Source organism: Micromonospora sonneratiae, assembly GCF_042679305.1.
Lineage (GTDB): Bacteria > Actinomycetota > Actinomycetes > Mycobacteriales > Micromonosporaceae > Micromonospora_H > Micromonospora_H sonneratiae.
This window is the reverse complement of sequence record NZ_JBHTMP010000033.1, coordinates 33607-55083: the sequence shown is the minus strand read 5'-3', so window position 1 is coordinate 55083 and position 21477 is coordinate 33607. Positions and strand designations below refer to the sequence as shown.

The 21477-nt window shown below is 68.4% G+C and carries 18 protein-coding genes and 4 pseudogenes; 8 read left to right on the top strand and 14 right to left on the bottom strand.

Features of this window, described 5'->3' with window-relative positions:
* Window positions 1-11 precede the first annotated feature (11 nt).
* Entirely contained in the window at window positions 12-752 is a 741-nt protein-coding gene (locus ACFQ4H_RS20890; RefSeq protein WP_377572812.1) for a class I SAM-dependent DNA methyltransferase, read from the bottom strand.
* 64 nt (window positions 753-816) lie between these two features.
* Window positions 817-1308 carry a cysteine hydrolase family protein gene (locus ACFQ4H_RS20885; RefSeq protein ID WP_377572810.1) on the bottom strand — a complete coding sequence of 164 codons (492 nt, stop codon included), beginning with the start codon at window positions 1306-1308 and terminating at the stop codon, window positions 817-819.
* Window positions 1309-1368: 60 nt separating this feature from the next.
* Between ACFQ4H_RS20885 and ACFQ4H_RS20880 the strand changes: the two genes are divergently transcribed.
* A complete protein-coding gene (locus ACFQ4H_RS20880; protein WP_377572808.1) occupies window positions 1369-2385 on the top strand; it encodes an aldo/keto reductase in 1017 nt (338 codons plus the stop codon).
* 1 nt (window position 2386) lies between these two features.
* Window positions 2387-2809: a MarR family winged helix-turn-helix transcriptional regulator gene (locus ACFQ4H_RS20875; protein WP_377572807.1), complete on the top strand. Its 423-nt coding sequence runs from the start codon at window positions 2387-2389 to the stop codon at window positions 2807-2809.
* An 88-nt stretch (window positions 2810-2897) separates the two neighbouring features.
* Here ACFQ4H_RS20875 and ACFQ4H_RS20870 read toward each other — a convergent pair whose 3' ends face one another.
* The 3 genes and pseudogenes from ACFQ4H_RS20870 to ACFQ4H_RS20860 form a co-directional block, all read right to left on the bottom strand.
* Window positions 2898-3359 (bottom strand): HNH endonuclease, encoded by a 462-nt coding sequence (locus ACFQ4H_RS20870; protein WP_377572805.1) that lies wholly within the window; start codon window positions 3357-3359, stop codon window positions 2898-2900.
* A gap of 397 nt (window positions 3360-3756) precedes the next feature.
* Window positions 3757-4820: pseudogene (locus ACFQ4H_RS20865) on the bottom strand (S9 family peptidase).
* Between the two features lie 466 nt (window positions 4821-5286).
* On the bottom strand, window positions 5287-5826 hold the full coding sequence (locus tag ACFQ4H_RS20860) for a DUF1062 domain-containing protein (protein WP_377572803.1): 540 nt from the start codon (window positions 5824-5826) through the stop codon (window positions 5287-5289).
* A gap of 341 nt (window positions 5827-6167) precedes the next feature.
* Between ACFQ4H_RS20860 and ACFQ4H_RS20855 the strand changes: the two genes are divergently transcribed.
* Entirely contained in the window at window positions 6168-7832 is a 1665-nt protein-coding gene (locus ACFQ4H_RS20855) for a HEAT repeat domain-containing protein (protein ID WP_377572801.1), read from the top strand.
* 48 nt (window positions 7833-7880) lie between these two features.
* Here ACFQ4H_RS20855 and ACFQ4H_RS20850 read toward each other — a convergent pair.
* Window positions 7881-8066, bottom strand: a pseudogene (locus ACFQ4H_RS20850) (hypothetical protein); the annotation flags it as partial.
* 136 nt (window positions 8067-8202) lie between these two features.
* Complete coding sequence (locus ACFQ4H_RS20845; RefSeq protein ID WP_377572799.1) at window positions 8203-9150, bottom strand: tyrosine-type recombinase/integrase; 948 nt, start codon at window positions 9148-9150, stop codon at window positions 8203-8205.
* A 683-nt stretch (window positions 9151-9833) separates the two neighbouring features.
* Between ACFQ4H_RS20845 and ACFQ4H_RS20840 the strand changes: the two genes are divergently transcribed.
* The 4 genes from ACFQ4H_RS20840 (at window position 9834) to ACFQ4H_RS20825 (ending at window position 12648) form a co-directional block, all read left to right on the top strand.
* Window positions 9834-10292, top strand: coding sequence for a MarR family winged helix-turn-helix transcriptional regulator (locus tag ACFQ4H_RS20840; protein WP_377572797.1), 459 nt, complete (start codon window positions 9834-9836; stop codon window positions 10290-10292).
* Window positions 10289-11722: an MFS transporter gene (locus tag ACFQ4H_RS20835; protein ID WP_377572795.1), complete on the top strand. Its 1434-nt coding sequence runs from the start codon at window positions 10289-10291 to the stop codon at window positions 11720-11722. Before ACFQ4H_RS20840 ends, ACFQ4H_RS20835 begins: the two co-directional genes overlap by 4 nt.
* 33 nt (window positions 11723-11755) lie before the next feature.
* Window positions 11756-12049 (top strand): DUF1330 domain-containing protein, encoded by a 294-nt coding sequence (locus tag ACFQ4H_RS20830; RefSeq protein ID WP_229401590.1) that lies wholly within the window; start codon window positions 11756-11758, stop codon window positions 12047-12049.
* Window positions 12050-12330: 281 nt separating this feature from the next.
* Window positions 12331-12648, top strand: coding sequence for a hypothetical protein (locus ACFQ4H_RS20825; RefSeq protein ID WP_377572793.1), 318 nt, complete (start codon window positions 12331-12333; stop codon window positions 12646-12648).
* Window positions 12649-12986: 338 nt separating this feature from the next.
* Here the strand turns inward: ACFQ4H_RS20825 and ACFQ4H_RS20820 are convergent, their stop codons facing one another.
* From ACFQ4H_RS20820 to ACFQ4H_RS20790, 7 genes and pseudogenes are all read right to left on the bottom strand, one after another.
* Window positions 12987-16013, bottom strand: coding sequence for a Tn3 family transposase (locus tag ACFQ4H_RS20820; RefSeq protein ID WP_377572791.1), 3027 nt, complete (start codon window positions 16011-16013; stop codon window positions 12987-12989).
* A 117-nt stretch (window positions 16014-16130) separates the two neighbouring features.
* Window positions 16131-16820, bottom strand: a pseudogene (locus ACFQ4H_RS20815) (IS5 family transposase); the annotation flags it as partial.
* Between the two features lie 56 nt (window positions 16821-16876).
* Entirely contained in the window at window positions 16877-17104 is a 228-nt protein-coding gene (locus tag ACFQ4H_RS20810; protein WP_377572789.1) for a hypothetical protein, read from the bottom strand.
* 122 nt (window positions 17105-17226) lie between these two features.
* The gene (locus ACFQ4H_RS20805) at window positions 17227-17631 is read right to left on the bottom strand and encodes an NUDIX domain-containing protein (RefSeq protein ID WP_377572787.1); all 405 of its coding nucleotides are present in this window, start codon (window positions 17629-17631) and stop codon (window positions 17227-17229) included.
* Window positions 17632-17872: 241 nt separating this feature from the next.
* Window positions 17873-18408 (bottom strand): annotated as a pseudogene (locus ACFQ4H_RS20800) (Tn3 family transposase); the annotation flags it as partial.
* An 80-nt stretch (window positions 18409-18488) separates the two neighbouring features.
* Window positions 18489-19073: an isochorismatase family protein gene (locus ACFQ4H_RS20795; protein WP_377572785.1), complete on the bottom strand. Its 585-nt coding sequence runs from the start codon at window positions 19071-19073 to the stop codon at window positions 18489-18491.
* A gap of 40 nt (window positions 19074-19113) precedes the next feature.
* On the bottom strand, window positions 19114-20358 hold the full coding sequence (locus ACFQ4H_RS20790) for an MFS transporter (RefSeq protein WP_377572783.1): 1245 nt from the start codon (window positions 20356-20358) through the stop codon (window positions 19114-19116).
* Window positions 20359-20495: 137 nt separating this feature from the next.
* Here ACFQ4H_RS20790 and ACFQ4H_RS20785 point away from each other — a divergent pair, with 137 nt between their 5' ends.
* On the top strand, window positions 20496-21428 hold the full coding sequence (locus tag ACFQ4H_RS20785; protein WP_377572781.1) for a LysR family transcriptional regulator: 933 nt from the start codon (window positions 20496-20498) through the stop codon (window positions 21426-21428).
* Window positions 21429-21477: the final 49 nt, after the last annotated feature.

The window sequence follows — 21477 nt, the reverse complement described above, 5'->3', positions numbered from 1 at the left end:
GTGCCGTCGGGTCAACCGGTGGGCTTCTCCCAGATCGAGACATGCTGGGCGCTGTCGCTGGTGAACGGATCCCTCGCCCAACCATCCCAGCGCTCGTGCAGCCGCAGCCCGGCAAGTCTGGCCATCAGATCGAGTTCCGCCGGCCAGACGTACCGGAAGGGAATCGAACGGTACCTCCCGCGTCCATCGACGACCTCGACATAGTTCGAACTCATCGTCTGCGTCGCGACATCGTAGAGGTCGAACGCCCACCGGGTCGGGCTCGTGTGGAACGGGACGACGTTCTGCCCGGCCGGAAGCTTGCGCAGATCTGGGATCATGACCTCGACAACGAACCGACCGCCTGGTTCGAGGTGGTCCGCGACGTTGCGGAAACAGGCCACCTGGGCCTCCTGGGCGGTCAGGTTCATGATCGTGTTGAAGACGAGGTACACGAGGGAGAACGTTCCGTCCACTCTCGTCGTCGCGAAGTCGCCGATGGTCACGCCGATCGCATCACCGCCGGGCTTGGCCCGCATCCGGGCCACCATCGCCCGGGACAGGTCGATTCCGTGCACCGCGACACCGCGTCGGGCCAACGGCACCGCGACACGCCCCGTCCCGACACCCAACTCGAGAGCCCGGCCCCCACCTGCCAACTCCGCCAACACGTCGACCGTGGCAGTCACGACGTCCAGCTGGAACATCGGCGACGACGGATCGTCGTACCTCGCCGCCACGTCTTCCCCGAAGTACCCGTCGTCATGAGTCATTCGCGGACCGTACCGCGCTGGGGACCATCGTTGCCGTGATTATTCGGTTCGGAACCGACGAGCGCTACTGGATGCTCTCCCGTACCGTCACGCCTCGATCAAGCAGGTCGTCGAGAGCACCGTGGTGTCCCGCCGGCGTGTTCCCGGCAATCGCCGGCAGCAGTACGGAAACCCGGTAGCCCAGCCGTAGCGCGTCGACGGCGGTACCCGCGATGCCGCCCTCGGTCACCAGGCCGGCCAGCGTGACGTCGCTGACCGCATGGTCACGCAGCAGACCGTCCAACCGGGTGCCCGCGAAGGCGCTGCGGTCGTACTTGTCGACGACCGGGTCGTCGTCCTCGACCGTCACCTCGTCGACAAAACGTGTCACCGACGAGTCCGGCCCTCCGTCCGAGCCGTCGAGGGCCAGATGTCGCACATGGACGACGAGATCGCCGGATTCCCGGAACGAGCGTCGCGCCCGTTCGGCGGCCCGTGCCGCCGCCGTGCCCCCGTCTGGCGCGTACCGCTCGACTACCCACTCCTGCAGGTCGATGAGAACGAGAGCCCTTGCCATGGCCGCCCCTAGCAGTAGTCTGTTGAATGACAGAGTACTGCTATTGAGGGGTGTGGGGACATGCGGACACGTGAGGTGGGTGCCACCGGACGCCACGTGGGCGTGATCGGCCTGGGCTGCATGGGCATGAGCTGGGCCTACGCCGAGAGCACGCGCGACGATGCCGCATCACGGGACGTGGTGCGGGCCGCCGTCGACGCCGGAGCAACCTTCATCGACACCGCGGACGTCTACGGTGACGGCCACAACGAATCCCTTGTCGGCGAGGCGTTGTCGGGCCTGCGCAACACGGTGTTCCTGGCAACCAAGGCCGGGCTGGTGGTCGACGACATGCGCACCAAGTCCATCCGCCGTGACGGGTCGCCGGCCCACCTACGTGCCGCCGTCGACGCGTCACTGAAACGCCTCGGCACCGACCACATCGACCTGTGGTACCTGCACCGCGTCGACGACGCCGTGCCGCTGACCGAGTCCTGGGGGGCGATGGCGGAGATGGTCCGGGCCGGCAACGTCCGCTACCTGGGGCTGTCGGAGGTCACCGTCGAGCAGGCCGTCGCCGCAGCCGCCGTACACCCGGTGACCGCCGTACAGTCCGAACTGTCCCTCTGGACCCGCGACGCGCTCGGGCAGCCCAGCACGGGTGCATCCGCAGCTACCGTCGCCGCCAGCGGTGCGTTCGACGCTGGCGACGTGCTCGGTTGGTGTGCCGCCAACGGTGCCGCGTTCGTACCGTTCGCGCCACTCGGACGAGGCTTCCTGACCGGCGCCATCGACACCACCACCCGGTTCGAGGACAGCGATCTGCGCGCCGGAAACCCCCGCTTCACCAGCGAAGCCCGCACGTCCAACGCCCGCATCGTCGACACGGTACGCACCGTCGCCGCCCGCCACGGGGTGACCCCCGCGCAGGTTGCGATCGCCTGGACCCTCGCGCAGGGGCCGCACGTCATCCCGATCCCGGGTACCCGTCGGCTCGGGCATCTCACGGACAACATCGGCGCCGCCGACCTCACCCTGACCGCCGCCGACCTCGCCGAGCTCGACGCCGCACCGACGGCCGTCGGCACACGCTACTGAAATGGAACGGATCGGCCTCGTCATCAAACGCGCCGAACAGGCGCTGATCAACGAGAAGACGCGCGTGCTGCAGGAGTTTCGGCTGACCGTCCCGCAGTACGCGGCGCTGCTCGTACTGTTGCAGACCTCGGAGGCGTCCGCCGCGCAACTCGCCCGCTCCTGCCTGGTGACCCCGCAGACCATGGCGACCGTACTCGAAAACCTCGAAGGGAAAGGGCTGATCGAGCGGACGGTGTCGCCGTTGCACCAGCGGGTACGGGTCGCCCGGCTGACATCCGAGGGTACCGACCTGGTGCGTCGGGCCGACCGGGTCGTCCTCGCCGTCGAGCGACGACTGGCCGCGGCGTTCACCGCCGACGAACGCAGGATGCTCACCGAGCACCTGGAGCGGGCGATCGTCGCCCTGGCCCACCACGGACCGTAAGGCGGGTCGGCCCGCCGCCGGCGTTGCACGAGGGCTGATACCGATGTAGCAGGACAGCGGTGTCAGCCCTGCCGGCGGCAGGCTCCCCTCAGCTGATACCGATCGTCGCCCGAGCCTGTGCCACGATCTCCGCCTGCCGCTCGCGCCACCGTCGCTGGGTGTCCCGGTCGCACAACCGGCACGTCCGGCGATAGGTTCCGGTGGCGCTGTCCACCTCCCGCTGGTGTCCGTTGCGGCACTGCGGTTGCAGTATGCGGCTCCGACAGTTCTCGGCCCGCGTCACCTGCCGAAGATGCGTGGGCTCGATGCAGTCCTTCACGTTGCAGACGTGGTCGACGTCGAGCGTGGGATCGTACGCGCCGACGAATACCACGTAGGCGGCGATGTGCGCCCAGGCCCGGCCGGCGACCTTCTGGTAGACGCCGCGTCGCGTACCGTAGCCCCGCACTACCAGACACCCCTCGGTGGTACGAACCGAGCGTTCGAGGAGGTAGTCGCGCAGGGTCTCCTCGGTGAAGTGCCGGGACAGGCCTTTGACGTTCGCGAGCATCCCGTGACCGTAGACCACCGGGTGAGGTGGCGTGCTCGGACGACGCGCCGCGTGGATTACACCATCCCAAATCGTTGCGCACAATAACTGTCATTATGGTGCAGCGACTGAATGTCCACTTTGCCCCACTTCCCCGCCCCGATTATTGGATTACCAATATCAGCAATCCAATAATCGGGGCGGGGAAGTTCGTTGAGCGTGATGGCAGGAGGTTGGCGAGTTCTCAAAGACACGGCGAGCGGAGCCCGAGCACAAGCGGAGACCGCGCATCCTCAGACGCTGCGGATCTCAGACCGCCTGGGTCTTGAGGTCAGCTCAGGTCGGTAGCGACAGGTGGATACGGGAACACTGCCGTCATCATCATGGGAAGCAACGACATCAGGACCACGCGCCCCGCTCAGGGCCGGAGCCAACGATCGAACCAGGCACGGGTTCGGTGCATGACGTCGAGTTGGTGGTTGCGTTCCCGGATCGAGTGGCCTTCCCTGGGGTAGATCACGAACTCGTGCTCGAGGCCGAGGTGGCGCAGCGCCCGGTGGAAGTACACGGCTTGGCCGAGGGGGACGTTGGTGTCCTCGGCGCCTTGCAGGATGAGCACCGGAGTACGGATGCGGCTGGCAAAGGAGATCGGGCTGACCGCGTCGTGTGGGTGTGGTCCGATGCCGGACCAGCCGGTGCTACCACCGAGCGCGGCTTCGAACTGGCCGTTCTCCCCTGTCGCGGCGAGCATGCCCGGTGCCAACCGTCCTCGCCCGGCCACCAGGCCAGAGATCGTGCCTCGGCCTCGACGGTTCCGAGGTCCTCGGCGGTATCGGTCGTGGGGTCGAACAGGTGTAGTTGGCCGGTGCGTGGACCCTAGTCGTTGTCGGCGCTGGCCTGGGTCAGTACAGCGAGCGGGCCGCCGTCGGGACGATGCCGCAGTTCCACGACGTACCGGGTGCCAAACACGTTCGGGGTGGTGACCTGGCCAGTGCGCTGATCGAGCAGGCGCAACCGGGCACGCCATTCGCGCTCGCCGCCGATGGCGTCGTCGCGGTCCAGGGCGCGACGCGCGTCCAACTCGGTGGGTTCATCCTCGGCGAGCAGAGCGGCCAGGTTGGGGTCGGCGAGTGGCAGGTGGTCGATGATGCCTGCGCGCCAGTTGGTCAACGCGATCACCGTGGCGTCGGCGAGGGTGAGCCGGTGGACCTGCGGGGTACCGGACTGGGCGCGATCGGACAGGAAGAACAGCGTCTCCGAGTCCGCCGACCAGCGGGGCCGAGACTCCACTGCGGTATCGGCGGTCGCCCGGCGCGACGCGCCGGCGCCATCGATGTCGGCGAGCCACAATTCGGTGTCGAGGTGGTCGCCGATCCGGCTGGTGGGAGCAAGAACGCAGCAGAGCAGACGCCCGTTCGGGGCGAGCACCGGGGTCTGCGGGTCACGACCATCAACCACGAGCTCGGCGGTCAGGCCTGTCATGCGATCAGTCTGCCAACATCAACAGGGCAACACGCGATCGAATCAGCACAGGTTGACCCCGACGCCGTCCGGCAGTGTCCTGGCGGGTCTCCCCGCTCGGCGGGTCCGGACGGATGCTGTGCCGATGGTGCAGCCCCCAACGCGCCAGACCAGTGGTTGTGTGGATGAGCGGGCTGCACCTGCCGGAGTGTCGGCGTACGCGTTGAAGTGCACAACCGCGTACGGGTGAACGTGACCAGCCCCGTGGCGTGTCCACTTTAGTTGATTTGAGTGTTTTGGCAGTCTTCGCCAGGTTGCCGGGCGGTGATGATGGCGACCGCAGACCGACGATGAAGGACCGACACCGCAACCGAAGGGGCACCCCGATACAGAACGAGATTGGCGATGACCCGTACGGCTACGACCGCAAGACCCGACACCTTCCGGGAGCCGGGCGGGCCACCCGGCCCGCCCGGCTACATTCCCGCTAGTCCTCGGTCATCACGGTGAAGGTGAATCCGGCGCTCGTCGGACGGCGCAGCGAAATGTCGCACTTGATCCGACGCAACACCTCGTTCCTGCTGAGGCCGAGCCCTTTCGCGATGAGCCGTTCCGGGCGCACCGGTACCGGATCCTCGAAGACGACCTCCACCTGGACCGGCCACGCCTCGTCGAGCCATGCCGACGGGGTGTCCAGCCGCCAGGCCCCCGTCCAGTCCAGGGTGAAGCGGTTGCGCCGGGCGAGCAGCGGATCGAACAGCCTGGACGCCACCAGGTCCGGATCGTTGACGCGGTAGCCGTGGAGCTCGGCCGGATCGAGGGATCTGACCGTTGCTCGCTCGTGCACGGTGAGCTTGCTCGTCCGATCGCAGGATACGCAGCGGACCAGCAACCACACGTCCAGCAGCTTGCCGTTGGCGTTGACACGGAACCTGCCCTTGCCGGTGGTGGCCGAGTCCGACCGGCAGTCCACGCACCGCAACGACAGCAGGGGCAGCCTGGTCCGACGAACGACCCAGGGCAGCACAGTATGAGGTTGTGAAGACATAGTCTCTCTAGACCTGATCTCTCTAGACCTGACGCGAGGCCGATTACGCGCGACCTCAAACGCTGTACGACCGGGCGCACAAGGGCAGCCCGGCAGAACCGACGGGAGCGTCGGCTACAGGTGAGCGGAAGAAGGTGTCAGGTCTAAAGAGCGGGCGGGGTCACGCGGTTTGTCCTCTGTCCTCACTGCGGCGGGTCGCAGGCAACCTACGGGAACGCGGAAGAAGGGCTCAAACGGTTTTCCGGCCGAAACTTCGTCGGTGCTACCAGGCCCGTCCGACTGGCAGGGTCGTGTAATCCAACTGTCCTGTATTCACGTTTATGGCTCGCCTGGCAATCACTGTCGGTAACCGCCGGATCGGATGGGGTGATCGACTATCATCATCACCGATGTCATCGTTGCAGGATCTGAAGTGTCCCGGCCTGGACCGTGAGCGCCGGGTGCGGGCACTGTTAGGGATGGCCGTCAACGCGTCCACCCCGCAGGACGTGCTGCTTTGCCTGGCCTGCGACCGCCGGGCGGCTGGGGCCATGGCACTGTCCCGGGCGGGCTTCCCGGAGGGGGTCGCGGAGGCGCTGCTGTCTCTCGGCGATCGGGAGGTCACCCGCAACCTCGCCCACAATGCGGCCACCCCGGTCCCGATCCGGTGGCAGCTGGCTCGGGACCGGGATCCGGACACCCGCGCGGCAGCAGCCCAAGGGAACATCACCAACGGCCTGGGTATCCCTGGGGCGACTGTGCCGCTCAACCTTCTGCGCGAGCTGGCCGGCGACCCGAATCCCGAGGTTCGGGCCCGGGTCGCCGGGAACCGATTTGTTCCAGACGAGGTCAGGGTCTGGCTGGCCCACGACCCGGATCCGCAGGTCCGGGAGGCCGTGGCTGGCAGCCGGTGGCAGATCCCAGAACCGGTGTATCGGAGACTCCTGACCGATCCCGACCCAACGGTGCGGGTCAAGGCGATCAGTTCGTGGAATCCCCCGCCGCCGGCTGACCTGCATCCGGCACTGCTGGCGGATCCGGCCACCCGCCGTGAGGCGTTGCCCTACGTCACGTTGACCGCCGAGCAGGCCACCGCCTTGGTCGCAGAACTGATCAACCGATTGCATCGCGACCAGGTGCCGGATGCGGACCTCGCCATGGTGGGCACACTCGTCAACCATCCCGACATTCCACGCGCGATCCTGGAACCGCTGCTGGACTCGCCGGACCCGTTCGCCCGGGGCATGGCTCGTTCGACCATGATCCTCCGGCGGGACACGCCGGAGCCAATGCGGGCCCGACTCCACGCCGAGTTCCTTGGGCCCAACCCGGACGACAAGGCCGACCTGGACGACCAGCAGTTGGACGAGCGGTGGGTAGCGTTCGAGATGGGCCGGCTCCGCCTCGCCACGGCCTGGATGGAGCGCTGGCCACTGGACTGGCTCAAGCGCGCCCCAGTGGCGGAAAGGGCTACCTATGTCGACTCTCCATATCCGTGTTTCAGGCGTGCTGTGGCTGCGGTCGGCGATTTGCCAGAAGAACTTGAACAACGGCTGCTGCACGACACTGACGCCGAGGTGCGCCGGATCGTGGTGCGGCGCAACCATGTTCTGCCAGAGGCGGCGGTCGAACGGGTGATCGTGGAGTGCGGCAACAACCACAAGATCATCCCCCGGCTCGAAGACCACCCAAGCCTGACGGTGCGGGCGTTCGAGCGGTTCGCCATGGCGCCAGAAGTCCGGCTGCGCAGGATCGCCACCCACCACCGCGACCTGCCCCCCGTGTTGGTGGCCCGGTTGGCTGCCGACCCTGACGCTTCGGTGCGCCGCGGCGCGGCCAAGCACCGGAACCTGCCGGTTGCCCTGCTCCCAGCCCTACTCACCGACGACGACCTAGACGTGGTGGAGGCGGTCGGTGGCAATCCCGGGATGCCGGTCACCTGGATGCGAGAACTCGTGGCAACGGTCCCCGCGCCAGCGCCGGTTCAACCAGTTCGGCCGGCCTAAGGCGTGTTTCATAAGCTGGTCATAGCCACTCGGTGATGATGGTGATGGTCAGGACGGCTTGGAAGCGGACCGCCAGCTGTCGTATCGAGTGGCGACGCCAGGGTGGCGTTTGAGCCTGTTGATGCCGTTCTCGACGGCGTGGCGTAGCCGGTATAGGTCCTTGTCGAACGCGGGTGGGCGACCGCCTTTGGAGCCTTTGGCCTTGCGGTGGGCGTCCTGGTCCTTCTTGCTGGGCCGCCCGTAGTTTCCAGACCAAAAACAACGGTAAGCAGTTGATCTAGGCCCGCACCTGGGGTGACGGCCTCAAGACGGCCGGGTTGCCGGACGCCGTTTCGACGTTTCCCGTGATCCCGGTACGTGGGATGCGAGATCAGTGGCGGTGCCGTCGGTGGTGCTCGTCGTTTTCGGCGGTGATGCGGGCGGAGGTCTCCTCGCCGAGCCGGACGTAGATGCCGAGGGTGGCGAGGTGCAGGTGGCGGGACTTGGCCTGGAGTTCGGCGGCGGTGCGGCCCTTGGCGGCCAGGTGGGTCAGCCCGGAGTGCCGCAGCTGGTGGAGGGTGTACCCGGCGCCGTGCGGGTCGTGGAGCTTGGACGCCTGCTTGAACAGGTACTCGGCGCGCGGGTAGGACAGCCGCCCGCGGCCGGTGTCCGGGCAGATGTCGCCCAGGGCCGGCGTACGGCGCCCGGCGGCGGGTGCACGTCGGTCGGCGAGGAACACCGGCCCGGTGGTGCGGCCGGCCAGCAGCCGGGGCAGGAGCCGGGCGGTCGGGGTTTCCCAGTGCACGTAGGCGCGGTCGCCGCCCTTCTCGGTGACCAGGGCGCGGCGGAACTCCATGTCGAGGTCGGGCACGTTCAGGCTGAGGATCTCCTCGGTGCGGGCGCAGGTCTCGTAGAGCATCCGCCACAGCACCCGCTCGCGTAGCGGGTTGCGGTCGTCGGTGAACAGCCGTTCGAGGCGGGTACGGGGGATGGCCTTGTCGCGGGTCCGGGTGACCTTGCGGCGTTCCAGGCGCCGGCCGGGGTCGGTGGTCAGCCACTCCTGGCGGCGGCAGTAGACGGTGAACGAAGTCAGCGCGGACAGGTGCTTGTTCCAGGTGTTCGCGGCCCGCTCGGCCCAGCGGGTCATCGTCTGCTCGTAGAGCTCCGGGGTGAGCGCGGCGACCGGTAGCTGATCGCCGGCGGTCTCGCGCAGCCGGCGCAGGGTCTCGGTGTAGGTGGCGCGGGTGCCAGGGTCGTCGCGGAACCGGTCGAGGAACGCGTCGACGGCGACCACGAGCGCCACCGGGCGATGGGCGGTCGGCAGCGGGACCGCGGACACCTCGGCGGCCCCTTCCGGTGATGTGACACAGAATGTGGCCGAGTCGCCCTCGCCGCGGTGATGGCGTCCCGCTGGTGGCGATGGGGGGATCATCGGCTGTGTGACAGAGAATACGGGATTCTATGTCACATGTGGCCGATGGCGACTCGCCCTCGCGTCGCGTTGTCGGTGATGGAAGTTCTGTTAGAACCAGTAGGGACGGTACGCGCCGCCGACTCGGGTGGGGCGGTCGTCGCCGGGCTGTAGCGGCAGGTGGCCGGCGGCGCGCTCGGCGCGGATTTCGGCGTCGTTGAGCGGGTCCGGCTGGCGCGGTGAACATCCACTTGTCGGGTCGGTTGGGGTGCTGTGCCCGGCCGTTCTGGTCGAGGGCGTAGACGCGGCGGACGGTGCCGTCCACGGCGATGATCGCGAACTCGGCGTGCTCGCGGATGTATTTGCCGACCTTCCAGGCACTGCGGTCGGACTCGTATTGCTGGGACGACCTCGCCATAGGTTCCGCGCGGGTCGCCGGAGTCGGTGTGCACACGATCGCGGCGAGAGATCACCACGGCGACGCGGCCAGCGGCCCGGCGCAGGTATCCCCACCGAGCACTTCCATCGCGGCGGGCGTGACGGCCAGCGCGCGCCCGCGCCAGTCGACTCATTTCCATACACTATGAATATAAGTTTGCTATGCTTTGAGCGTGAGTCGTCAAGACACCGCTCCTGGCGCGTCCGCCGCCATCGGGGCAGCCCTCTACGGCCTGGCCACCAGGGCCGCGAGACGCCTGCCCCGGGACATGAGCCTGACGTCCGCCGCTACCCTGGCCACCCTGGACCGGACCGGACCGCGGCGCATCACCGATCTGGCCGCGGTCGAGGGCGTCACCCAGCCCGCGATGACCGCCCTGGTCCGGGTGCTGGAGGAGTCCGGCCTGGTCGAGCGGCGGGGCGACGCGTCCGACAAGCGGGTCACGCTGGTGTGCCTGACCGAGGCCGGCGCCTCCTATGTCCGGACGCGGCGCCAGGCGGGCGTCCACGCGTTCGAGCGGTTGATCGACGAGCTCACCGGCGACGAGGTCGAGGCGCTGGTGGCGGCCCTTCCGGCGCTGAAGCATCTGGCAGAGCTCGAAAGCCAGGACCGCGAAGGGCCGAAGCAGTGACCGGGCAGCCGGTCGGCGGGGTCGCGGTGAAGGCGTTCCCGGTGGCGCGTTCCGAGGCGCGGCTGCTGGTCCCCGCCCTGATGTTCATCGCTTTGGTCGTGGCGGCGGTCGCCAGCCTCGGGACGCCGCTCATTACCAGCGTGGCGACCTCGTTCCACGTCTCGCTCGGCAGCGCGCAGTGGACGCTGACCGTCGCGCTGCTCAGCGGCGCCGTCGCCACGCCGGTCCTGGGCCGGCTCGGAGCCGGCCGGCACCGGCGGGCCACGATCCTCGCCACGCTGGCGGTCGTCGTCGCCGGCAGCGCGCTCACCGTGCTGCCGCTGCCGTTCGCGTGGCTGCTGGCCGGCAGGGCGGCCCAGGGCGTCGGGCTCGGGCTGACGGCGCTGATGATGGGCGTGGCCCGAGACCACCTCCCCGAAGAGCGCAGCGCGGCCGTGATCGCCCTGATCTCGGTGGTCTCGATCATCGGGGCCGGCGTCGGCTACCCGCTGGCCGCACTGCTCGCCGAGTTCGGAGGGGTACGGGCCGCCTACGGCCTCGGCCTGGTCGTCACCGCCGCCGCCCTCCTGACCGCGTGGCGCTCCATGCCCGAAGCCCCCGAAGGCCGCTCCGCCCACGTGGACGTGGCAGGCGCGGTCGTCCTGGCCGCTGCGCTGCTCCTGGTGCTGTTCCTCGCCGGCGAACGGAATCTGTGGAGCCGGCACCTCGCCGTGGCGGCGGTCCTCGCCGTCGTCGCGGTGGTGCTGCTCTGCGTCTGGGCCGTCATCGAGCTGCGCAGCACGACGCCCCTGGTCGATGTGCGGGCGGTGCGGCACCCGGCGGTCGCCGGGGCGAACCTCGCCATGTTCGTCGGCGGGATCGGCATGTACCTCCTGCTCACGCTCATCACCCGGTACGCGCAAACGCCGCACGGCGCCGGCTACGGCTTCGGGCTGACGACCTTCGTCGCCGGGCTGGTCCTCATCCCGTTCTCGGTGCTGGGGTTCGTCGCCGGCAAGCTCACGCCGCGGGTCCGGACGCGGATCGCCGACCCCCTGCTCCTGGCCGGCAGCGCCGTCGTGGTCGGCGGCGGGTTCGCCCTGTTCGCGGCGGCCCGGTCGGACCTGGCCGAACTGTTCACGGCGATGGGCGTGCTCGGCTTCGGCGTCGGCGGCTTATCGGCCGCGATGCCCGGCGTCATCCTGGCCGTCACCCCCAAGAGCGAGACGTCGAGCGCCATGAGCTTCAACTACGTCATCCGCAGCGTCGGGTACTCCCTGGGCAGCGCCATCGGCGGCCTGATCCTCGCCGCGGGCACCGGCCCCGGCCACCTCTTCCCCGACGACAGCGCCTACACCACCGCGGCGCTGGTCGGCATCGGCGCCATGGCGATCACGACGCTGACAAGCCTCGCTCTCGCCCGCCGACGCTCGTCCGAGACCAACCCGTAAGTCAGATGCACTCATCCCAACACTGGAGGTTCCATGCCCAAGGGCTACTGGGTCAGCGTCTACCGCACCATTTCAGACCCTGAGAAGCTGGCTGCTTACAACAAGCTGGCCGGTCCGCCCGTCAAGGCCGGGGGCGGTCGGACCCTCGTCCGTGGCGGTCGGGTCGTGGCGCATGACGCCGGAATCGCCGAGCGTACCGTCCTGGTCGAGTTCGACAGCTTCGAGCAGGCCGTCGCGGCGCACGAGAGTGCGGCCTACCGCGAGGCGCTGGTCGCCCTCTCCGACGGCGTCGAGCGCGACTTCCGCATCGTCGAAGGCATCGACTGACCGAGGTCCAGTCGGATCTTCACTGAAGGACTCTGTCGGGAATCTTGAGGACGGGCAGTTAACGATCGTGACGTTGCGTCAGGCTCGTAGGAACATGATGCCCATGTTCCCGGTGAGCCCGATATGTCCTTCCAGCCCCTGCGCGCCATCACGTTCGAGCAGGCCCATGGCTAACGATCTTGCGAAAACTGGCGCTAAGCCTGTTGTCGCTGGTCAGCCACGACGGGGCGGGGCGATGTGAGAACTCTCGCGCGGGGATGTCAGCGCTAATCTCTCACAACGTGAGCGAACCCAAGCGCAGAAAGTACGCCGACTACCTGCCTGCCGAGCTACGCGAGCAGGCGATAGAAGCGGCGCCGTTCGGTACGCCACGACCAGGCCACGGCACTGTGTACCTCTACCCCCTACCGGACGGCACCACCTGGTTGGGGACCTGGTCCGACGAATACCCGGAACCGACACCGAATGGCGAACGAGTCGGCCAGGAGATGTACGAAGGCACCCGGGACGCCGTCGTAGCCTGGGCCAAGGCCCGGCCCGTCACCCACCGTCTAATCTTCTCCCCGGATGACGACTCATACCGACCACTAGCCACCTGAGCAGAGCAAACGCGGTCAGGCGCGGCGGGAAGCGGTGTCGAGCAGTTCGATGATCTCGGCCAAGGCGACCGGGCCGGGCTTGACGTAGCGCATCGCGGTACGCGGGTTGGCAGTGCCCGACCCATGTACCGGATAACGTGCGCGGGTCGCACGTCTGGGCCGTACCGGCGGCTGCAGGCCAGGCTGACCGCGATCGCGTTCATGTACCGGATAACCGGCTGTTATCCGGTACATCAGACGACGGAGAGCGTTAGCGCCAGTTTTCGCAAGATCGTTGGTGACGGGCCGAGCAGCCGTGGGGCTTGAGCCACCACGGCTGCTCGACCATCGAAAACCAGTCAGCCGATCGCCGGGGCGACTTCGGCCAGCCGCAGCGGCCGGTAGCCGTCGGTGTCGAGCTGGGCGAGCTCGCCGTCGATGTCGACGGAGTGGGTGCCGTAGAAGTGCACGTTCTCGTGGTGGGTCGGCCAGATGTGCGCCAGGACCTCGTCGTCGACGTCGCGGCCGGTCCCGCGCAGGGCGGCCACGCCGAGGCCGTGGTATTCGGTGGACCAGCAGACGATCGCGTTGGTGGCCAGGGTCAGGCACCACATCTGCTCGGTTTGCTGCTCGTGGTGCCGGCGCCGGAGTGCTCCTTCGCCGGCGTAGGCGAGGCTACGGCGCAGGGCGTGCAGGTTCTCGCCTTTGTTCAGCTGCCGGGCGATGCGCCGCCGGTAGGTCTCGTCAGCCAGGTAACGGGCCGCGTAGACCGTACGGCGCAGCGCCCCGTACTCCTTGATCGCGCTGGTCAGCGCGTTCTGCTGCCGCTTCGAGGAGCACAGCTTCCCGACGACCAGCGCCGCGGTCGCGTGGCCGCCCTGCACTGAGGCGGCAACGCGCAGCAGGTCGTCCCACGTGCTCGTGATCAGGTCTGTGTTCAAGCGCCGGGTCAGCAGGCCGCCGGCCCGCGGGTAGCGGTCGAGGAAGTCAGCCTTCGGCCCGCTCCGATAAAGGGTGATCTTCCCGAGGTCGCGGATCCGCGGCGAGAGCTGCTTGCCGACCAGGTCGAACAGGGCGAAGTTTGCCAGGGTCGCGCCGTGGGTGTCGGTGGCGTGCTCGAACACCGGCAGGTCGGTCTCGTTGCCCAGCAACCCGTCGAGCACGTAGTGCGACTCCGGCGCGGTCGCCACGATCACCTTCGTGTCGAAGGTCGAGTGCTGGTCGGAGACGTGGGTGTAGGTGGAGACGCCCTGGCCGCGGGCGAAGTACCGCGACAGGTGCCGGGCGGTGATGGACTTGCCCTTGACCGGGAACCGCTGCCCGTCCGAGGACGACAGGGTGCCCGAGCCGAACGCCCGGGTCAACGGCAGCCGGTGGTGGTAGTTGACCACCGCGGCGTTCGCCGCCTCCAGGGTCTCCGGCCGGAAGTACCACTCAGCGGTCCAGGCCAGCACGTCGTACGGCACCCCGCAGGACTCGGCCATCGCGGACAGGCCCATGTTCGTGGCCTCCGCGATGATCACGTACATCAGGTTGCGCTTGAGCTCGGCCGGCCGGGCGACCTTCCCACCGGCGTGCACCAGGTGGTCGGTGAACCCGGTCCGGGCGTCGACCTCCACCAGCACCGACGCGATCGGCACCCGCGGCAGCATCCCGGCCAGCTCGGCGCGCAGCGCGTCGGCTTCGGCGGGCACATCCTCGGCGGTGAGCGGCGGGATGATCAGCTCGCCGTCGTCAGTGAGCCGGACTTCGCCCGGGTTGCCCTTCGCGAGCTGCGTCTCCAGGTCGGCCAGGGCGGTGTGCAGCTCGTCGTCGGCCTGGGCGAGCGCGTCGGCGGCCTCGACCGGTTTGCCGACCAGGTGGCAGAACTCCACCTTCTGCGGCGCCCACGCCTCGGGCGTGAGCAGGAAGGACGCCGGATCGGCGTACCGGCGCGAGCCGGGCACGAAGATGTCGCCGGAGCGCAGGCCGTCGCGCAGGCCGACCAGCACGGCCAGCTCCCAGTACCGGCGGTACGCGGTGACGTCGCCGGCCTGCTCCGCGGCGACCAGGTAGCCGGCCCACTTCGTCGGTACGAACCCGACCGGAGCGTCCGCCGGGACCTTCCGTGCCCCGGTCGCGTACAGACCCGTCAGGATCCCGACGGCCTGCATCAGCTGCTCGGTGCCGGGCCCGCCGGCGAACTGGACCGCGGCCAGCACGGCCGGGGCGAACTGGCGCAGGTACGACATCGACGCGTCAAGCATGCTCAGCTGACCGTGATCGCGGGGCAGCCGCTCGCGGCGCTCGGCCCACGCCGCGCGCATCCGGTCCATGCCGATGCTGGTGCGCAGCATGGCGCCGATCTGCTCGTCACCGATCGCGGTGTCGAGCACGATGGTCAGGATTTCGTCCAGCAGCGCCTGCCGGTTCTCGCCGCCCTTGGCCCGCTCGGCCAGGGCCTCGGCGACCTTCTGCTTCGCCGCGGCCTCCCGGCCGCTGATCGCTTGGTCGAACAGCAGCAGCGTCTCGTCGAGCACGTCGACGGCCGACTGCGCCAGCAGCGTGAGCAGGATCGGGTACCGGCGCTCCGGCTCACGCCGCTGCAACGCCTGCCCGGTCAACCGGCGGCCCACGCCGGCCAGGAACCGGCGCCGCTCCGCCGGCAGCATCGACAGGTCCACGGTGTGCGCGTCGAGACGCCGCAGGTAGGCCAGCTTCTCCAACTCCGCCTTCACCGCGGCCGGGCTCGACGACGTCGGCCCCACCCCCAGCCAGGCCAACGGGGTCCGACCGAGATAGGCGTCCGGGACCAGCAGCAGATCCAGCTCGGCGCACCGCCGGTCGGAGAGCAGGTGCCGCACCCGCGACCAGGTCTCCGTCCGCGCGTGAGCCCGAGCCGCAGCCACCCGCCGCAGCAACAGGATCACCCCCGGCCGGATCACCCGCGACGACAGCAGGTACTCGCAGGCCAACCGGAACAACAGCTTCGGCGAATCGTGCTCCATCGCCCGGGCGAACAGGAACTCATCGAGGTTCTTCCACTCGCCGGTGTCCATCGACCGCCAGCCGGCGTAACCGGCCACCTCACGCAGATGATCCGTACGGGTCTGCACCCGCTCGCCGTACCCGCGCAGCTCACCCATCGCGATCCCGAGCCGCTGCGACAACCGGCCCACCACGGCGTCCGGCGCCAACGCCACCTCATCGGGCACGAACCCGAGCCACGGCAGCGAGCACAGCTGGACCGCCACGCCCAGCACGTTGCGACCAGTGCGGAACTGGCGCACGAACGCCTCATCCGCACCGGTCAACGTGAAGTATCGGATCAGCTCGGCCCGGTTGATCTCCGGGAAGCCCCGAAGCCGCGCCAGTTCCTCCGCCGAGAACACATCCTGAGTTGCCACGAACCCACCGCCTGAGCATCGACCGTCACCAAACGGACGGCACGCTAGGGCTCGCAACAGACCTTGATCAACCCTCAGTTCTTACCGTTGTTTTTGGTCTGAAAACTACGGGCGGGCCTTGCTGGGGATGCAGGCCTTGATCCCGCGTGAGCGTAGATGGCTGCGGTTGCCTTGGCTGGTGTAGGCCCTGTCTGCCAGGACCGGGTCGGGACAGGTGCGGGGCCGGCCGACACCAAGGCGGGTCACGCGGATGCGGCATAGGACGGGGATGAACTGTGGGCTGTCACCATGATGCCCGGCGGTCACGATCAGGGAGAGGACCTTCTGTCCCTGCTCGCAGGCCAGATGAGTCTTGGGGGGGGGCAGCCTGCCCCTGGATCGACCCAGCGCGTGGTCGGCCGGCTCGTCGTGCACACCGCCGGGCGGCTCCTTCTGCAGATGCCCGTCCTTGCGGGCGCCGGCGGCGTGCTGGTGGGCGCGACTGGTCATCGAGTCCACACTCACCGTCCAAGCGATCCGGCCGGTCGCGTCGCCGGCCGCCTGCAACGCGGACAGGATCTTGTCCCAGGTCCCGTCACGCTGTCAACGGCGGAACAGGCCGTAGACGGTGGGCCACGGCGCGTACTCGGCTGGGACGTCCCGCCATGGGGCACCGATCCGGATCCGCCACCGGATCCCGTCGATGAGCTGTCGTTTCTCCCACTTCGGCGGACGACCTGTCGTCGGCGCGGCAGGCAGCAGAGGGGCCAGAACAGGCCACTGCATGTCAGTCAGGTCATGCCGCCTCGTCACCGCTACGCTTGGCACGAGGTCTCCGGTATGAAGTTCTTGCTTGGTCGCAGAACCAGATACCGGAGACCTCTTCAGTTGTCGATCTGGATCATGACCAAGCCTGAGCACTTGGACACCGGCCCAGCGCGGCGCTCACCGGTATCCTTGCCCGTTGCCCAGCACTGCGAGCGGTACGCCAGCACGTCGCCGCGTTCGCGACCATGATGCGCGAACTCGGCGGCGAGCGCCTGGACGGCTGGATGCATGCCGTGGAAGCCGACGACCTGTCCGCCCTCGTAACGACTCTGCGCCGCGACCACGCTGCGGTCACCGCCGGGCTCACGCTGCCCTACAGCTCCGGCACCGTCGAAGGTCAGGTCAACCGCATCAAGTTGAGGGTAGGCAGATCGGTGCGCTTGTGCCGATGACAGCAGGTTGAAGTTCAGGCGCAGACCCCCCGCATCGCTTGCACCACCGCCGGGCCTACAAGTTTGTGGGCGAGCGGAGGCAACTCCTCAGGCCGGAACCAACCGATCTCGTCATGTTCATCGGGAGCGACGTTTGTCGGTGTCCCCTCCCATTCGCCGACAAGCCAGGCGCTGAGGCGTATGGAGTCCTCTCCGCCGCCTGCGTCCAGCCGACACAGATGGATCGCCGAGCCTGTTGCTATCTGCACGCCCAGTTCCTCGTGCATCTCCCTGGTGAGCGCAGCCAGCTCTGTCTCGCCTGGCTCGATGTGTCCGCCGGGCAGGTCCCATACGTCCGGGTAGGCGCGGCGGTTCGGACTTCGGTGGACGAGTAGGACTCGGCCTTCGCGAACAAGCGCCCCGGTAACGATCTCGTGCATGGGTGGGGATTGTGGCATGACCATCCGATCAAGAACGTCCGCAACTGCCGCAGACAACGCGCGTTCGGCTCTCGGCAAATCGTCACCACCCGTGAAGAGTCCACTAAGAGTGAGCCAGAGCCCCCTCCGTGAACGGCGGCGTCGGAGAAAAGGCCACCGCTCACGGAGATTGTCGGTCAGCTGTTTGCCGGGGCGGCCTCGGCCAGCCGTAGCGCGGCAGCATCCCGGCCAGCTCAGCACGCAGCGCGTCGGCGACCTCGCCGGGCTTGCCGACCAGGTGGCAGAACTCCACCTTCTGTGGTGCCCACGCCTCAGGCGTGAGCAGGAACGACGCCGGATCGGCGTACCGCTGCGAGCCGGGCACGAAGACGTCGCCGGAGCGTAGCCCGTCGCGCAGACCAACCAGGACCGCCAACTCCCAGTACCGGCGGTACGCGGTGACGTCGCCGGCCTAGTCCACGGCCGCGAGGTAGCCGCTCGCGGCGCTCGGCCAAGGCCTCGGCAACCTTTCGCCGCGGCCTCCCGGCCGGAGATCGCCTGGTCGAACAACAGCAGCGTCTCCTCGAGCACGTCGATCGCCGACTGCACCAGCAGCGTGTGCAGGATCGGGTACCGGCGCTCCGGCTCGCGCCGCTGCAACGCCTGCCCGGTCAACCGCCGCCCGACCCCCGCCAGGAACCGGTGCCGCTCCGCCGGCAGCATAGGCAAGTCCAGCATGTGCGCGTCCGGGCGCCGCAGGTAGGCCAGCTTCTCCAACTTCGCCTTCACCGCCGCCGGTCGTTTCTGACGGCGTTGATGAGGGGAATTCCGACTGCTCGATCAACGGAGCCTGCCAGTCTCAACCCCCGTCCTGAGTGTCAGTCGCGGGTCTTGGCAAGCATTTCAACGATCTCGGTGGTGGAACCGGTCTCACCGAGAAGAGGGAAGATCCGCTCAATGCTGTTGCGGTGCGCCTCCACGTCCAGATCGGCCATGGCGTCCGTCGCGAGCGTGACGTGGTAGCCGTGTTCGTAGGCGGCACGGGCGGTCGACTCCACGCCGATGCTGGTGGTGAGCCCGGCCAGCACGATCTGGGTGATGCCGCGGCGGCGTAGTTGCAGGTCGAGGTCGGTTCCGTGGAAAGCGCCCCAGGTGCGCTTGGTCACTGTGATGTCGTCAGGGTGGCCGGCCAGGTCGTCGACGATGGCATCCCAGCCTTCGGGTAGGGAACCGGGCTGGGCCGGGATCGCGATGCGGCCGGGAGTGGCATCCGATCCATCCGCACGGGCCGTGACCCGCACCAGGGCGACCGGGGCGCCGTGTTCGTGGAAAGCGCGGGCCAGTTCGACCGCCCGGGCCACCACCTCACGGCCGGTGTAGGGGGTTGTCGGGGCGCTGACGACGGCGTTCTGCAAGTCGACGATGACAAGCGCGCTGGACGAGTCAAGTGCGGTGAGAGTCATGAACTGGGCCTTTCTTGTCGGACGGCTCGGCGGGGGTGTCTCACGTGTGGCTCGGGGCAAGTTCCTGCTCGTGCTGTGTGGTGCGGTCGTGTCGTGGGAGAAACAGTGGGGTGGCCAGGATGAATACACCGGCGATCGCAATGGCGGTGCGTGGGCTGGTGACGTAGGCCAGCAAACCCCACAGAGCGGTCATGGCGGCGATGGTGGCGTTGCTGGTGACCGACCACGCAGACAGAGTGCGGGCGACCCGGTCCGTCGCGGTCTGGTCGAGTCGGTAGGTGGCGAACACCGGGTTGAACACGCCCATACAGGTGACCAGGCCGAGTTGGACGGCGATGACGAGTACGAGCCCAGCAGCGCCGGAGCCGATGAAGGCCAACCCGATCGGCCAGCATGCGCGCAGTGCCCCGGTGGTGAGCAAAACCCGGTGCTGTCCGAACCGGGTAACGAGTCGGCGGGCCAGTCGTGAGCCGACCAGTCCGCCGACGCACGGTGCTCCGAAGGCGAGGCCGTACTGCCAGGGCGCGAACCCGAGTCGGTCGAGCATGAGGACGGCCAGCAGCGGTGAGGTCGCCATGATCAGGCCGTTGACGAGGATCGTGTTGAAGAACAGCGGGCGCAGCGTCGGGTGGGTCAGGACGTAGCGCCACCCGGCCAGCAGGTCGCCGGCTCGCAGCCGTGGACCCTCGGTACGGGTGGGGCTGGGCTCTCTGCCTCCGATCGCGCGAATACCTACGGCCGACAGCAGGTAGCTGACGGCATCGGCTGCCACGGTCGTCACCGGGCCGAACAGGCCGATCGCGGCGTTGCCGAGCGGCGGTCCCACCACGGTGGCGGTCCAGGTGGTGGCCTCGAACCGCCCGTTCGCGATGAGCAGGTCCGCCCGAGGTAACAGGGTCTTCAGGTAGGCGCCGCTGGCCGCTTTGAAGGCAATGTCGGCCGCAGCGGCGACGACGGACACGACCACGAGTTGGGTGAAGGTGAGCCAGCCGAGCGCGAACGCGGCGGGAACGCTCATCAACGCGACGAACCGGATCAGGTTCATCGTCACCATCACCGGCCGCTTACGCCGGAACTCCACCCACGGGCCGAGCGGTACGGCGACCAACGCACCGACTGCCAGCCCCACAGCCGACAGCAGCGATACTTCAATTGGCCCGACATGCAGTACGAGGATCGCGATCAGGGGGAACGCACCGAACCCGAGCGACGTGCCGAATGTGCTGACGGTGTATGCCGCCCAGAACCATCCGAATTGCCGTCCCAGCGACCTGCCAGCCAGCATGCCCCGCAGCCCTCGCAATCTCCAGCGAACAACCTGACGTTGACCGGTGAGATCCAAGCAAGGGGCGACGCTGCGGATCAAACAACCGCCATGCCGGCAAGCTACAACCGGCAGTTGTGTCGGTAGGGTCTGTCGGCATGGATTTCGACGCCGTGCGCACCTTCGTCGCCGTCGTGGACGCGGGGCAGTTCCAGGAGGCCGCCGCCGAGCTGGCGATCACCCAGCAGGCCGTCTCCAAACGCATCGCCGCGCTGGAACGCAACCTCGGCGTACGGCTGTTCACCCGCACGCCGCGCGGCGCGGAGCTCACCATCGACGGGCAGGCGTTCCTGCCGTACGCATGCGAGCTGCTGCGTGTCGCCGAGCGCGCGGTCGCGTCCGTGCGCACCGGCCGTCGTCCGCTGCGCGTCGACGTGATCGCCTCGCGCGGCGCACAGTCGGGCATGATGCGCGGCTTCCACCGCGCGTATCCCGAAATCGAGCTCGACGTGGTGATGCTGTTCGAGATCGAGACGGCTGTCGCTGCCATTCGGTCCGGTGCGATCGACGCGTCCTTCCGCGCCGTCGCCGTGCCCGGCCGGCCCCTTCCCGAGGACATCGAATCCGTCCGGGTGCTCGACGAGCCACTCCAGCTTCTCACCGGACCCGGCCACGCTCTGGCGGCGGCCCGGTCGGTGACCGTCGCTCAGCTCGCCGGGCACCGGATCTGGATGCCCGGCATCGTCCCCGGTACGGAGTGGGCCGCCTACTACGACGACCTTGTCGCCGAGTTCGGCCTCACCATCGAGGTGACCGGCCCCAACTTCGGCTCCGACGCGCTCCTCGACACCGTCGCCGACACCCCGGCGTTGGCCACCTTCATGGGTGAGCAGACCCGCCTCGTCTGGCCCGCCGGCTACGGCCTGCGCCGGATCCCGGTGATCGATCCGACGCCTGTCTACCCACACTCGCTCCTCTGGCACCGCGACAATCCCCACCCGGCGTTGGCCACCCTCCGCGCTCACCTCACCGCTGCAAAGGCCGGCCACACCGCCGGAACCTGGGTGCCGGGCTGGGTGACTCCGCGTTGAACCCGGCCGAGTCTGCGATCATCGTGGCCGGATCGACGGACGGTCACGC